Consider the following 12949-nt stretch of genomic DNA (forward strand, 5'->3'; position numbering starts at 1 on the left):
TTTTTGAGCGTCGCTCGTTTGTTGTGCAAAATGAGCTGCAAGCGGGTAGTTTGCAGGAATTGCACGAGTGTCTCCCCCCATGATCAAGTTGGCATTTTCACCGTGCATCACGAGAAAAAGTGGGTGTCGGCGAGCATGAACGCTTTTTTAAAAGAAGTACATATACTGAATTAATTTGGGAAGGTGAACGTCTTGAATCGACGAATGTTACATATCGAAGGGGGAGCTGTTTTTGTTGTGTCACTTTATTTGTACGCGACAACAGGATTTAGTTGGTGGTGGTTCTTCCTGCTCTTGCTCGCCCCAGATTTATCTGCGCTCGGGTATTTGAAAGACCGTCGAGTCGGGGCGGTCGTCTATAACGTATTTCATACGTATAGCTTTCCGCTCCTTCTTATGCTCGTTAGCACGATGACCGGGTGGAATGTCGTGTTTGCGGTAGCGGTCATATGGCTCGCACATATCGGCATGGACCGGGCACTAGGGTATGGATTGAAGTACCCGTCTGATTTTAAGCATACTCATCTGCAGCGGGTGTAATATGGGGGAAGTTATGAAGAGGTATCTCGTCGTCATCACGGCTATGGTCGTATTTTTCGTCATAGAACTTAACATGTCGACCATTCATTATACGAGCGAACAGGAAGCCGAAGAAATTGAACGGATTCTTGACCGGGCGTGGGAAGATAATGCAATAACTGCCTATCAAATCGATGGGGAAGAGGAGCGGATTAACGTGTACGTGGATGCTAATGAGGACGCGGACCGGGTTAAGAAGGAAATTATCACAAACTTAAACGATAGGGATCTAGGTAACTACCGAGTAAGTGTCGCCGAGGAGGTGTCACTTCAATAGCACATTCATCAATAGATCAATCGAAAGCGTTGCTTTCGTTCGTTGAAAAAGGGAAATTCCAACATAGACACGTCTATGTTGGAATTTCCTTTAACGAGGAATCATTTTTTGTTTAAATTCCCACATAGAAAAGCTATATCCCCACATAGATGGCTCTATGATGGAATAAATTACGATTGCAACGCTCCTTTATGTTGAAAACCCCACGTAGATTGGATCTCCGGTGATTCCCGTCTACGAGCGGACCGCTTCACGTTGTAGAATATTATTTGTGCCCTACATGTGAATAAATGAGGAAACCTATACTACCTCACTCTCTGCTGAATTTCAGCGGCGAGCAACCATCGACCCTCTTCTTCAGTCCAATGTTCAATCGTAAACAGCTCAGCTAAAGAACGGCCTTCATGAATAATGTGCATTCGATAAAACACAACCGCATGTGTTTCTGTTTTCATGGAGATGACGCGATCGTCAAATCGTTTCTCCATCCCTTTCAGATCAGCAGCAGAAGATCGCATGCCTGCAATCGCTTCTGCTTTCGTGAACGTTGCAGGTTCTAGAACATTTTCATCATAAAATACGACGGTGTAATCGTCTGTCATGTTTTCTAGCTTCGTTGTGTCCCCCGAATGCATAGCTTCCTGCCAATCTTGAATAAAAGCGTCGTGCGTGCGTTCGAAATTCATCGTCTTCCTCCTCCTAATACGTGTTTTACCATCACTCTCAACAGACAAATGTGTGTACTTAAATAATGAAACTTGAATGCAACTACCTACCGAAAAACCCAACATAAATATAGACGATTACATAGCTTGCGAGTAGTAGGCTGAGTATCAATACCGTTTTTACAGGTGCAAATTGCAAGGCCGCACTCGTGTCTCCGATAGGCGTTCGCTTCACACGAGACCCAATTAAATCGCCTGCAACGTAAACGAGATTGAAAAGAAAAGAGCCACCAACAATGAAGTTTGAGATACCGGGTTCATTGAAGAACAAGTAGACGATGAAAAAAGCGACGAGAAGAAACGAAACACTCTGAAAAATGAAGCCGCCCATCACATAAATGAGTGAGTGCTTCCCGGCTGTATCGTATTTAAAATAGGTATGTACATAGTTGCCGTGCTCATCGCCAGGCTTTAACCACTGTCCGCGCTCATCTTTAAGCGCCACATGGGGCGGGTACTCTGTAAGTTTGATGCGAATATTCTCTTTTGGAATCTTTACGACATAACGGCCAACAAGATAGTGCCCAAGCTCGTGCACCCAAACGTGAACAAATAGCAACACGTATCCGCTAATCATCCACACGATAAATTGCAAACAAACACCCCCTGAGGATAGTATATCGCAACAGCAGGAGGTGGGGGGTGGTTTTTGAGTACATTGTATGAGATTCATCTGCAGGACTAATCCCCTTTGAATTTCTAAAACGAAAAGCGCAAAAAAACGAACACATCCGGTACATATCATGTATAATGTATGATATATAACATGTGTTATTTATCGTGAGAAATTCGAGAGAGAGGTCTCTATGCCACCAAAAAATAAGTTTTCTAAGGATCAAATTGTTGAAGCGGCGTTTGCGATTGCTGAAAAAGAAGGGATTGATGGGATAACGATTCGCAAAGTGGCGGATCAGTTAGGTAGTTCCATTGCCCCGATCTATGTGAATTTCACTGATGTAGACGCATTAAAACAAGCGGTGATTGGGCAGGTTGTGAACGTGAGTCACCGCTTGTTGGCGGAAGAAACGAGTCGCTCGCCGTTTGCGAATATTGGGGTTGCAAGTCTCAGATTTGCTAAAGAGTATCCAGTACTTTTTAAAGACTTTGTCATGAATCAAAATGATTATTTGCAAGACTATGATGAGGGGATGGGGGATGTTCTTATTGATCAGATGAGAGACGACCCTGAACTTCAAGAGTTTACTAACGAAGAGCTTCAAGATATTTTGTTCAAAATGAGAACGTTCCAGACAGGCTTCTCAGTCATGGTTGCAAATGAGTTATTTCTGAAAGAATTCGATATGGATAAAATGATCGAGATGATGGACAGTACCGCTGAAGACGTGGTGCGTGCTGCCCGACTTCGAAAAGGGAGGGACGCATGATGGGCCGAGTTTTGGATGAATCTTTTCTTCAGAAAACCGTGGAGCAAATGGCGAACAAGAAAAATAACTGGGGAGCCATTTTGTGTGTCGAACAAGGCGACGGCGACTTTTCGTGGACGGGCGCAGCTGGGAATCTGAAAGCGCACGATCAATATTTTATCGCAAGTGTCACGAAGTTATATGTGACAGCAGTTGTTCTCATGTTAAGGGAAGAAGGTAGGTTGCAACTGAGTGATCCGATCAATATGTACTTATCGGATGATGTGATGACCGACCTTCATGTTGTAGATGGTGTTGATTATTCAAAGGATCTAACCATTCAACATCTTATCTCGAATACGTCAGGCATTCCGGATTACTTTGCATACAAACGAGCGGACGGCACGGCTGTTGCCGACGATCTGTTCGCGGGCAAAGATCAACGCTGGCCGTTGGAGCAAGTGGTGAGTCTAACGAAACAAATGAAACCGAAATTCAAACCTGGCGAAAAAGGGAAAGTGAACTATTCAGATACGAACTATCAACTGTTAGGTAGAATCATAGAGAATCAGACAGACATGAACATTGCCGAAGTGTTCAAGCGTTATATTTTTGACCGGTTAGGGTTTACGAAAACATACGTATACACCGACATATATGATGAGAAGCCAGTCGCTCTCCATTACAAAGCTAGTACGGTCCGCCTGCCGCTTTACTTTTCTTCGGTTGGTGCCGAAGGCGGCATCGTGTCAGATGCAGAAGAAACGATGCAGTTTTTGCGCACATTCGCAAACGGGTATTTCTTCCCGAAAGAGCAGCTAGAATCGTTAAAAGAATGGCGTTTGATCTTTTTTCCAGGCTCTTTTTATTATGGGATTGGCTTGGAAAATTATGGGTGCCGCGCATCTACTCACCATTCAAACGGATTCACGAAATTATCGGTTTCTGGGGACAAACGGGCGCGTTTGCCTTTTATAATCCAGAGAGGGATTTGTTCTTTACAGGTACGGTGAACCAAAGCAGCGGGTGGGGGCATAGTGCGGCGGTCAAGGCGATGATTCGGATTATTCAAGCCACTTGATGAATTCTGCTACAATAAAGGAAAAGATTCGCTTCAGGGGGATATTAATTTGATCTATTGGGTCTTAGCCGCTGTCGTTCTCGTCATTTTGCTCGCGATTATAGGGTTATGGCGGTTACTCAGTTGGCAGCAAAAGCCAGATGCATACTACGTCGAAACGTTCATTCGTAAACATCCAGCTCGTTCTTCTCTGCTCGTGATGAGAAACGGGGAAACGCTCGTTGAGGAGCAGGCTGATGAGCCGAGACACTTGGCGAGTACAGTGAAAATCATCGTCGCCATTGAATATGCAGAGCAGGCGGCAAACGGAGAAGTTGATCCGTCGGAGCGCATCCCCATCGCAGACTTAGCCCGGTTTCATATTCCTCAGACAGATGGCGGCGCTCATCCAAGTTGGCTTACAGATGTGGAAGCAAACGACCGTTTGCAAGAAGGGGCTGTCTCATTGGAGGACGTTGCCAAAGGGATGATTTCTCACAGCTCCAACGCCAATACCGAATACTTACTCATGCGGTTAGGAATTGAACGCGTGAATCGCCATCGCGAACGACTCGGATTGTCCAACCATGACCGGATCGTTCCATTCGTCTCTAGTATGATCATTCCGTACGAAGTGGCAAAGGCCAACGATCTGAAGATTTTTGATAAGGAAGACGCCAAGAGAATTCCAGCACTTATGGATGCCATGTCGAGCGAGGCCTATGAACAACAAGCGTTAACCATCCATGAAAAGTTAAAAAACGATCATGACGGTTCGTACAAAGACAACGTGAAGTTGCACGCATGGCATAATCAGAAACTGGACCAGATCGTGTCCAAACGCGATACCCGTTCAACGGTGCGGGAATACGCGAGTATCATGCAGAAAATAAATTCAGATGGTTATTTTGCAAAAGAGGTTCAAGACCACTTGCAGCCGGTCTTGGAAGAGTGGCTTTTGAACAACTCGAAGAAACGGTCGACATTCACTCGTCTTGGTGGAAAAGGTGGTTCCACTTCTTACATCGTCACCTTCGCTCTTTACGCAGAAGACAAACAAGGAAATCGCACCGAAATTGCGGCGTTCTTTAACGACGTGCTCGGATATGAAACGATCAAGCTCGAAAACAGCATCCTCGCTTTTCAGCTAGATGTCGTCGGTAACGATGCCAGGCGGGCAGAGCTTGTTCGGCAGTTTGGTGGGGATTCACTATGATGGGATTTTCTCAAATTTGCTAGCTTTTTAGGCTTAAATCTTACCGTAGAACCATCCATGGTAAGATTCTCATCCCGCGGATGTTATCGAACAATATAAGTTGAACGAAAGAATTTCATCAAGAACCAATGGTAAGCTTGGTAAAGTGGAAACTGTGCTCGAGTTGCGACCGAACTGTTCTCAAGTTTGGGAAAATCGCAGAAAAAGCGGTCTAATCTCATAAACTAGGGAACAGAATGAACAAACTTGGTAACAGATTGCCGGATCACCTATGCATCCTCGCCCCAAAGTACCAACAAGCTGTCGGCGCGAGCCGCGCCGAACCGAGTTCGGTTTCGTTTCGGCCCCGGCGGGGCCGACGTGTAGTTGGCACTTAGCCTGGAATCTGCGCGCAAGTTGGAACAAACTGCGCGCGAGTTTGGCGAAATCGGCGCTAAAATCGTTCAAAAGGGCAAACTTGCGCGCAGCTGGGGGAGACTCGCGCGCAGAACGGTCGTTCGTCTTGCCTGCATGTGCCGCCATCCCCTGCGGCAACGGGTTCAGAGAACCATCCTTTGCATTTCCAAGCCAAAACCTAGCAAGACGTCGGCGCGAGCCGCGCCGAACCGAGTTCGATTTGGCTTCGGCCCCGCTGGGGCCGACAGGTTGCTCGGTTATGGACATTGAATCTGCGCTCCAGTTGGAACAAATTGAGCAAAATAGCACCGCGCTCCCCCTCCAACCCAACACCCAACAGTGCAAATCAAGAAAGTGTTTCGTTCATTCCATATCGCTTCACGAATCGCTACTAATTTCCTCTGTAAATCTCGATCGTGAAGTCGAATCAATCTATTTAATTTGACTCGCAAAAAACCGCTGTATTCCAATAATCTCCAAACGAGTCCGGCGCAAAGCTCAAACGATGATTCACTTCATACGCATTCTTAAACATTCCATCGTCTTGTTAAATCAGATGTCCCTAAAAAATTCTTCGATTTTCAGCACTCCCACTCCCATACCCATAGATATAGATATAGGGGTGAACTTACGTAATGCCAAACGCAGATGAACCTTTTAAGGCTCTTGCACAACACCGTCACTTAAATTCGATTCAACAATCATCGTTTCACGATCAGAATCTGTGAATTCGACATGCACAGAGAGGTCGTCACCAACACGGGACGAAGGGTGATATTCAGGTTGGAGGGTGTACGCCTCATCTGGGTAGTGTGTGCGCAAATAGTGATCGACTTGATCGGTATGCGCATAAATATCAACATGGTCTTGGATCGTATTTTGCAAAAACAAATAGGAAACGAGTAGAAAGCTGAGTGTAGAAAGGATCCACGTCCATGTGTACACTCGCTTCTTATTCCGAGCCTGCTCACTAAACACTTTACCGAATACAACACTTAAACCTACATACAGAAGAAAGCAAATGACTAGCGCGACAACGACGAGTGGCGAGATGCCGTACATGGAATCATCCTTTCAAACGTTGATCGATCTCGTATACATTGCTAGACCATTCAGTTAAATAGTGATCAATAATGTCTTCGTCTTCGGCAGTTTGACCGAGTTCGGGCATAATGAACTGCACATGAACGACGAGATAGAAAATGGGATGCAGTAACTTCATGATGGCAAAATCGTCTCGTAGCACTTCAAACCTCTCAACGTGTGTCCAATGTTGTAAATACTCGTGCAACACGTCTTCGCTGTTACTTTTTAAGAACTCGGCCTCCACTTCTTCGAGAAAGTGAACGAGGCTCAAAAAAGGGTGAGTCAGACAACTGTTCGACCAGTCGTAAAGGAAAGGCTCGTCGTTTTCAATGATCACATTTCCACCAAAAAAATCACCATGGTCAATGGACTGTAGCTGTTTCGTTTTCAGTAACGAAAGTAAAGACACAACAGCGGGTACGCTTGCAAGGAGCTTTATGACTTCCTTAGGCGCGAGCCAATTCTGCACAGCTTGCACAGTAGAAATGAGCATTGGTGCAGAAATCACTTCATCAAGACTGCGGTCAGGAATGGACGGCCGCTGACGTCCCTCGTCTTCGCAGAAGGCGCTTTGTAACTGGGCCAACCTGCGAGCAGCTTCTTCCCAAAACTCAACGGCCAGCGAGTCGCCGAGCAGTTCGCCTCGCATTTCACGCATCACATACGCATGTTTCGACGGATCAATCGCAAGCACCTCTGGCCCGTACCGGTCCATATATTTTTGTACAAGCGGCTCATGTTTGAATACCGGAGGAGCAACTTTCACATAGGCATTCTGTTGAGAGCTAGTAACCTTTAACAACACCCCTTTTTCCCAACTTCTTATTTGCTGAAAGAAAGCATCGGGATCATTGAGCACAGTTTTCACCCAAGACTCAATTTCACTTCGAAAGCCATACTCAGACCAAGGAAAAGTTTTCTTTTTTAACTCAGCTTTCCATTTTTTAAGCACTTCTGCCTCGCTTTTTTCTAATTGCAAAAGCGCATTTTTGCTAAAGGGACTCGTCCAAGACGTTTCTGCATGATGGTGAAGTGGTTCGCGGTCAAGCACTTCCACCTCGTAAACGATCCGACTGTCCTCCGTTTTTATACGTTGTAACACATTCGTGTTCAAGCCGTACTCGTCGTAAAAGAATGTATGAATTGGTGTCGTTTCTGCCGCATGAAATTCTTTTCGAGTAAAAGAAGGTAACGTCAATGAATCACCAGAAATGTCAAACAGCATCGTTTTCGATGGTTGATGATATACGAGAAATTGATAAAGCATAAAAAAACCCCTTGGAACTATATTTGTCGTCCCCTCCCGATCACCGAGAACAGCACGATCAGACCGAATAGTAAAAACAGCACGCTCGTGATTAGACCGACGGCCCGAATCGAGAACATTTCAGCGGTGATCCCGACGATGAGTGTGAGTAAGATAATCATTACCGCTTCAAAAATTCCGAATAAGCTGTCAAACCTGCCCATCAATGATGCAGGAACGTGGTTCTGATAGAAAGTTAAAAATCCGGTGTTCGCAAATGTTAAAAAGAAGCCGATGAAAAGCCCGCCGATAACGGCGATTATGAAACTAGAAGCACTGAATAGCAGCATATAGCTAATCCCTACAAGCGGCGTGCCTACACCAATGAGTATGCGTAAGGACAAGTATTTAGTGAATGCCGCGTTCAATGTGGATCCGAAAACGATACCGATGCCAAACATGACGAGAAACAAGCCATACGACGTGTCTGTCATCATCAGAACGTCTTTGGCAAACGCCGCTTCAAGGGAGTCGATGGCCGTCATGAAGATCGTGACCGTACAGAATAAAACGTACACGTACGAGATATACATGTGTGAGCGGCTAAACGTTGCGACGGCCTTCGCATCGTCTAGGATCACTTTCCAGGTGACATTTTTTACTCGGTCCTCATCATCCATTGTATCAACGTTGGGCAAGAATAGAAGAAAAATGGCAGACAATCCGAGTGCAACCGCATTGATGAATAGGGTCATTTCTGTCGTCGTGACGAGAAACAGTACACCTGCAATTGCAGGTCCGATTAAGATCCCTGCTGAATCAATGAAACCTCGTAGTGCATTAAACCGTTGCCGTTGTTCTTTTGGAATTAGTTTCGTCATGTACACCATTGCGGCTGGTTGAAAAACGGCACTCCCCATATTGACGATGAAAACGAGCAAATAAATGATTGGGATTGAGGAAACGAGTGGAATCAAAGCGATAATCATCGCTCGAAACAGATCCAGTCCAATCATAAGTCGACGCGTATTCGTGCGATCAATAAAACTGCCTGCCCATCCATTTGTACAAATGGCGGCAACAGGAGCCAATGTGTAAAGGATCGCCATCGCTAATGCAGAGCCGGTCTCAGCAAAGATCATTAAGTTTAAAGAAATTAAGTACACCCAAGCGCCAATATTGGAAATGCCAATTCCTGCTAAAAGTAGCAAAGGAGATTTCCATTTGTGAAAATCAATCAAAAAACTCACCCCCAAAACCGATAGGTTTTGAGGGCGAGCGGTCATCGCGGTGCCACCTCAATTCACTCCTCTATTGCTAAAGGAGTCTTATCAAGTACGGCAGGGCGAAGAATCGTCCGCGATACTCTATCTCGATAACGGGAGAAGTCGTTGCATCATCATTACGAAAAATTTCATAAATCCTCTGCACAGCTCCAAGATTTGCTTCGACCCACAAACTCATCCTCATTCTCAGCAACTTGAGGTCTCTGTAGACAGCGTGTGGATGTACTCTTCTTTTCATCGCCTTTATAAATTACTCCATATCATATCGTTCAATCGCGGGTATGTAAACAAAAAATTGCGTGCTATGCTAAAAGTGAAAAGATTGCGTATGCCATAAGTGCAAGCACACATAGAAAAATTATTATACGTATCACCTTGTTCACTAATTCCCTCCTGTAATTTTCATGCGATAATTTAAATGATAACATCTTTTCCTTGGTACAAAAATACAAAGAGGTGATGGAATGGTACATGTCCAATTGGCGGGTGATGAGCATGTGGAAGGGATTATCCGTGTATGTCGCGCCGGGTATCGAGATGTGTCTGAAGGAATCTTATCGGAAGAGACGATCAAAAAGAACTGCGAAGCGTATTACAACCGCGTGCGTATTACGACTGAAGTGAACGCACCGACGTCCCGCTGGGGCGGTTACTTTGTGGCATTGGACGGTGAGGCGGTCGTAGGAGCTGCCGGTGGCGGGATGATCGATGACAAAACGAGCCGATTGTATGTCATCTATTTAGATCCAAGTCGTCGAAATGAAGGCATTGGCTCGAAATTACTTGACGCCGTAACGCTGCAACAACAACAGTTCGGAGCCAAAGATCAAGTCGTGACCGTACAGCGAGATAACCAAAAAGGCATCCCGTTTTACGAAGCACGCCAGTTTCACTATGAAGAAGAATTTCGCGGAAAGAACCTCCAATACGAACCGAATAACATCGTTTGGCAGTACAGACGAAAACTATCGTAACTATTAGGAGCTCGATGCAGGGGTAGCTCGATGCATCGACGTCGCAACAATCAAGTAAATGATGGCGAGACCGATGAAGCTACCGTACCCTAAAATCCCTGTTCCGAGGGCAAATAAAACCATTGCAAAACCGAAAAATATGACCGATGATATGTAGTAGAGTGTCTTCAACTAGAGCACCTCTTCAAAGATATTCGAATCTACGAAAACGAGGGAAATCATGAAACAAAATGACCCCGTCATCCAATCATACATTCAATCAAAGGAAAAACAAAGACAACTTTACAAGAGAACACTTTTTATCGTTAGTTTCTCTCAAGTATTCGGTGGTGCTGGACTTGCGGCGGGAATCACAGTCGGTGCCTTGCTTGCTCAGGAAATGCTTCAGACAGAAGCATTAGCCGGACTTCCGGCAGCGCTCTTCACCTTAGGTTCGGCTTTGGCGGCCTTTCTTGTCGGTAGACTCTCGCAACGATTTGGCCGTCGGACCGGGCTATTTCTCGGTTTCTTTGCAGGGGCTGTTGGTGCGTTTGGCGTCGTACTTGCTGCCGTTTTAGGCAGTGCCTTTTTGCTGTTTTTGTCCTTGTTCGTCTATGGGGCGGGCACGTCAACGAACTTGCAAGCCAGGTATGCCGGAACCGATTTAGCGAGCGAGAAACAACGCGGGAAAGCCGTTAGTATTGCGATGGTCTCGACGACGTTTGGCGCCGTGGCTGGTCCGAACCTCGTCGATTTGCTCGGAGATTTTGCCCTATCCATCGGTGTTCCTGCGCTAGCTGGACCGTTTATTCTTGCAGGCGTTGCGTTCTTACTCGCCGGCCTCGTACTGTTCATCTTGCTTCGCCCAGATCCGTTTTTAATCGCTCAAGCGTTAGCCGCTGAAACCTCTGGTGCCGAAACAGAAGATGAGCAGAGTGCCCCTAAAACGTTACACCGTGGCATTATTACCGGTGCACTCATCATGATTCTCACCCAACTCGTCATGGTTGCCATTATGACGATGACCCCTGTTCATATGGAACATCATGGTCACCATATGGGGGCGATCGGGCTCGTTATCGGGATTCACGTTGGGGCGATGTACTTACCTTCGCTATTTACGGGGTATCTCGTTGACCGTTACGGGAGAATTTCAATGGCGGTTGCTGCTGGAGTAACCTTGCTCGGTGCTGGCTTGATTGGTGGGTTTGGTTCTGGAGATGATCTGACCGTATTAATTGTGAGCCTTGCCTTACTTGGCATCGGCTGGAACTTAGGGTTAATTAGCGGTACGTCACTTATTGTGGACAACACAACCACTGCCAATCGTGCAAAAACGCAAGGTTCGGTTGATGTGTTCATTGCGCTCGCCGGTGCGACTGGAGGTGCAATGAGTGGGATGGTCGTTGCAGGTGCTAGTTATACAGCCTTATCCTTGTTTGGTGGCGTATTATCACTCGTGCTCATTCCGATTGTTTATTGGTATCGGAAAAAAGGTTAAACAAAACGTCCTCGGAAAATATTCCGAGGACGTTTTGTTTTATGTCGCCTCTTGACGCATGATGTCTGTCATTTTACATTTCTAGCGAACATCGTGAAGGGAAGGTTACTTGAGAACGGTTCTCAAAAAAAGATTGACAATAGTGAAAAAAGACTCTACTATTATCGAGAATGATAATCGTTTTCAATTAATAGGGGGTAATCATGAAAAAATCAATTTTGCACGTACATACATTGCTAGCGGCTATGCTCGTTGTGTCTGCTTGTTCAGGGGAATCAGAGAATGCGACAGAAGCGGAACTTGACAGCGGGGGCGAAGACAACGGTTCCGAAGAACAAAGCGAAGAGATCGTCATCGAGCATGCATTCGGAGAGACGACCATTCCGTCAACACCTGAGCGCGTCGCCACGGTGCAGTGGGGGAACCAAGATGTTGCATTAGCGTTAGATGTAGTTCCTGTTGGGTTTTCTGCAGCGAACTTCGGTGTAGAGGACGAAAGTGGGCTACTTCCGTGGACAGCTCAGAAGCTTGAGGAGTTAGGCGAAGATGACCCATATATTTACCAAGATACTGATGGACTTGATTTCGAAGCGATTTCTGACAGCAATCCAGATGTAATTCTTGCAGCATACTCAGGGATTACAGAGGAGGATTATCAGTTGCTAAGCGAGATCGCCCCTGTCGTTCCGTATCCAACTTCTCCGTGGACCACTTCCTGGCGTGAACAAGTGACGATGAACGCACAAGGAATGGGAATGGAAGCAGAAGGTGAACAACTCATTGAAGATACGGAGGCGCTTATTGAGGAGCGAGTGAACGATCATCCTGAAATTGAAGGAAAATCCATCGTGTGGGTGAACTTCTCCGCAGATGATTTTTCTGGAATGCATTTGTATACACCAGCAGACACACGCGTCGCTTTTCTTGAAGAACTTGGCTTAGAATACCCAGATGAAGTTGTCGAATTGATTGAGGATACCGATGATTTCTCATTGAGTTTGAGTGCTGAAAATGCCGACGTGTTGAACAGTGCCGACTTGATTATCGGTTATGGAGATGAAGAGCTGTTTGAATCCGTAAAATCCGATTCTAGACTTGGGCAAATTCCTGCTATTGAAAGAGACTCAGTCGTTATGATTGGTGGAAACTCGGCAATTGCGGCTTCAGGGACGCCGACGCCACTCTCGATTGAATATACAATTGATGACTATGTGGAACTCATTTCCGATGCTGTCGATAACTTGGAAGAATAAGGAAGGG

14 protein-coding genes and 1 other annotated feature are annotated in these 12949 nt (G+C 45.8%); of the genes, 8 read left to right on the forward strand and 6 right to left on the reverse strand.

Annotated features, from left to right (window positions below):
- The first annotated feature begins 183 nt into the window (after positions 1 to 183).
- Together JCM19037_RS01715 and JCM19037_RS01720 are read left to right on the forward strand one after the other, a co-directional pair.
- The gene (locus tag JCM19037_RS01715) at positions 184 to 540 is read left to right on the forward strand and encodes a DUF4260 domain-containing protein (RefSeq protein WP_307189701.1); all 357 of its coding nucleotides are present in this window, start codon (positions 184 to 186) and stop codon (positions 538 to 540) included.
- Positions 541 to 553: 13 nt separating this feature from the next.
- Entirely contained in the window at positions 554 to 856 is a 303-nt protein-coding gene (locus JCM19037_RS01720) for a hypothetical protein (RefSeq protein ID WP_152548895.1), read from the forward strand.
- Between the two features lie 305 nt (positions 857 to 1161).
- Here JCM19037_RS01720 and JCM19037_RS01725 read toward each other — a convergent pair whose 3' ends face one another.
- On the reverse strand, positions 1162 to 1542 hold the full coding sequence (locus tag JCM19037_RS01725) for a DUF4440 domain-containing protein (RefSeq protein ID WP_042397194.1): 381 nt from the start codon (positions 1540 to 1542) through the stop codon (positions 1162 to 1164).
- Positions 1543 to 1624: 82 nt separating this feature from the next.
- Positions 1625 to 2176, reverse strand: coding sequence for a hypothetical protein (locus tag JCM19037_RS01730; protein ID WP_042397197.1), 552 nt, complete (start codon positions 2174 to 2176; stop codon positions 1625 to 1627).
- A 211-nt stretch (positions 2177 to 2387) separates the two neighbouring features.
- Between JCM19037_RS01730 and JCM19037_RS01735 the strand changes: the two genes are divergently transcribed.
- The 3 genes from JCM19037_RS01735 to JCM19037_RS01745 all read left to right on the forward strand — a co-directional run bounded on the left by JCM19037_RS01735 (position 2388) and on the right by JCM19037_RS01745 (position 5221).
- Positions 2388 to 2966, forward strand: a complete 579-nt coding sequence (locus JCM19037_RS01735) for a TetR/AcrR family transcriptional regulator (RefSeq protein WP_042397199.1) — start codon at positions 2388 to 2390, stop codon at positions 2964 to 2966.
- Entirely contained in the window at positions 2963 to 3958 is a 996-nt protein-coding gene (locus JCM19037_RS01740; protein WP_238544487.1) for a serine hydrolase, read from the forward strand. The genes JCM19037_RS01735 and JCM19037_RS01740 overlap by 4 nt, the downstream gene beginning before the upstream one ends.
- Before the next feature lie 117 nt (positions 3959 to 4075).
- Entirely contained in the window at positions 4076 to 5221 is a 1146-nt protein-coding gene (locus JCM19037_RS01745; RefSeq protein WP_042397202.1) for a serine hydrolase, read from the forward strand.
- Between the two features lie 1053 nt (positions 5222 to 6274).
- Here JCM19037_RS01745 and JCM19037_RS01755 read toward each other — a convergent pair.
- From JCM19037_RS01755 to JCM19037_RS01765, 3 genes are read right to left on the reverse strand one after another with little or no spacing between them, the layout of a single operon-like run.
- Complete coding sequence (locus tag JCM19037_RS01755) at positions 6275 to 6679, reverse strand: hypothetical protein (protein ID WP_042397206.1); 405 nt, start codon at positions 6677 to 6679, stop codon at positions 6275 to 6277.
- Positions 6680 to 6683: 4 nt separating this feature from the next.
- Positions 6684 to 7970, reverse strand: coding sequence for a phosphotransferase (locus JCM19037_RS01760; protein WP_042397209.1), 1287 nt, complete (start codon positions 7968 to 7970; stop codon positions 6684 to 6686).
- A 17-nt stretch (positions 7971 to 7987) separates the two neighbouring features.
- On the reverse strand, positions 7988 to 9199 hold the full coding sequence (locus tag JCM19037_RS01765; RefSeq protein WP_238544499.1) for an MFS transporter: 1212 nt from the start codon (positions 9197 to 9199) through the stop codon (positions 7988 to 7990).
- A gap of 17 nt (positions 9200 to 9216) precedes the next feature.
- Positions 9217 to 9482, reverse strand: a binding site (T-box leader).
- A gap of 217 nt (positions 9483 to 9699) precedes the next feature.
- On the opposite strand from JCM19037_RS01765, the gene JCM19037_RS01775 reads away from it, so the two are divergent.
- A complete protein-coding gene (locus JCM19037_RS01775; protein WP_042397215.1) occupies positions 9700 to 10209 on the forward strand; it encodes a GNAT family N-acetyltransferase in 510 nt (169 codons plus the stop codon).
- Positions 10210 to 10212: 3 nt separating this feature from the next.
- On the opposite strand, the gene JCM19037_RS25430 is transcribed toward JCM19037_RS01775, so the two are convergent.
- Complete coding sequence (locus JCM19037_RS25430; protein ID WP_193744627.1) at positions 10213 to 10380, reverse strand: hypothetical protein; 168 nt, start codon at positions 10378 to 10380, stop codon at positions 10213 to 10215.
- A 49-nt stretch (positions 10381 to 10429) separates the two neighbouring features.
- Between JCM19037_RS25430 and JCM19037_RS01780 the strand changes: the two genes are divergently transcribed.
- Positions 10430 to 11689, forward strand: a complete 1260-nt coding sequence (locus tag JCM19037_RS01780) for an MFS transporter (protein ID WP_042397217.1) — start codon at positions 10430 to 10432, stop codon at positions 11687 to 11689.
- A gap of 203 nt (positions 11690 to 11892) precedes the next feature.
- Positions 11893 to 12942: an ABC transporter substrate-binding protein gene (locus JCM19037_RS01785; RefSeq protein WP_042397220.1), complete on the forward strand. Its 1050-nt coding sequence runs from the start codon at positions 11893 to 11895 to the stop codon at positions 12940 to 12942.
- The last annotated feature ends 7 nt before the right edge of the window (positions 12943 to 12949 follow it).

The sequence above is a fragment of the Geomicrobium sp. JCM 19037 genome (genome assembly GCF_000698105.1).
Classification (GTDB): domain Bacteria; phylum Bacillota; class Bacilli; order Bacillales; family Marinococcaceae; genus Geomicrobium_A.

What these genes read in the sequence shown, in the direction of transcription:
- JCM19037_RS01720 (WP_152548895.1), top strand. Translation starts at nt 554, where the DNA reads ATGAAGAGGTATCTCGTCGTCATCACGGCTATGGTCGTATTTTTCGTC.
- JCM19037_RS01725 (WP_042397194.1), bottom strand. Translation starts at nt 1,542, where the DNA reads ATGAATTTCGAACGCACGCACGACGCTTTTATTCAAGATTGGCAGGAA.
- JCM19037_RS01735 (WP_042397199.1), top strand. Translation starts at nt 2,388, where the DNA reads ATGCCACCAAAAAATAAGTTTTCTAAGGATCAAATTGTTGAAGCGGCG.
- JCM19037_RS01740 (WP_238544487.1), top strand. Translation starts at nt 2,963, where the DNA reads ATGATGGGCCGAGTTTTGGATGAATCTTTTCTTCAGAAAACCGTGGAG.
- JCM19037_RS01755 (WP_042397206.1), bottom strand. Translation starts at nt 6,679, where the DNA reads ATGTACGGCATCTCGCCACTCGTCGTTGTCGCGCTAGTCATTTGCTTT.
- JCM19037_RS01760 (WP_042397209.1), bottom strand. Translation starts at nt 7,970, where the DNA reads ATGCTTTATCAATTTCTCGTATATCATCAACCATCGAAAACGATGCTG.
- JCM19037_RS01775 (WP_042397215.1), top strand. Translation starts at nt 9,700, where the DNA reads ATGGTACATGTCCAATTGGCGGGTGATGAGCATGTGGAAGGGATTATC.
- JCM19037_RS01780 (WP_042397217.1), top strand. Translation starts at nt 10,430, where the DNA reads ATGAAACAAAATGACCCCGTCATCCAATCATACATTCAATCAAAGGAA.
- JCM19037_RS01785 (WP_042397220.1), top strand. Translation starts at nt 11,893, where the DNA reads ATGAAAAAATCAATTTTGCACGTACATACATTGCTAGCGGCTATGCTC.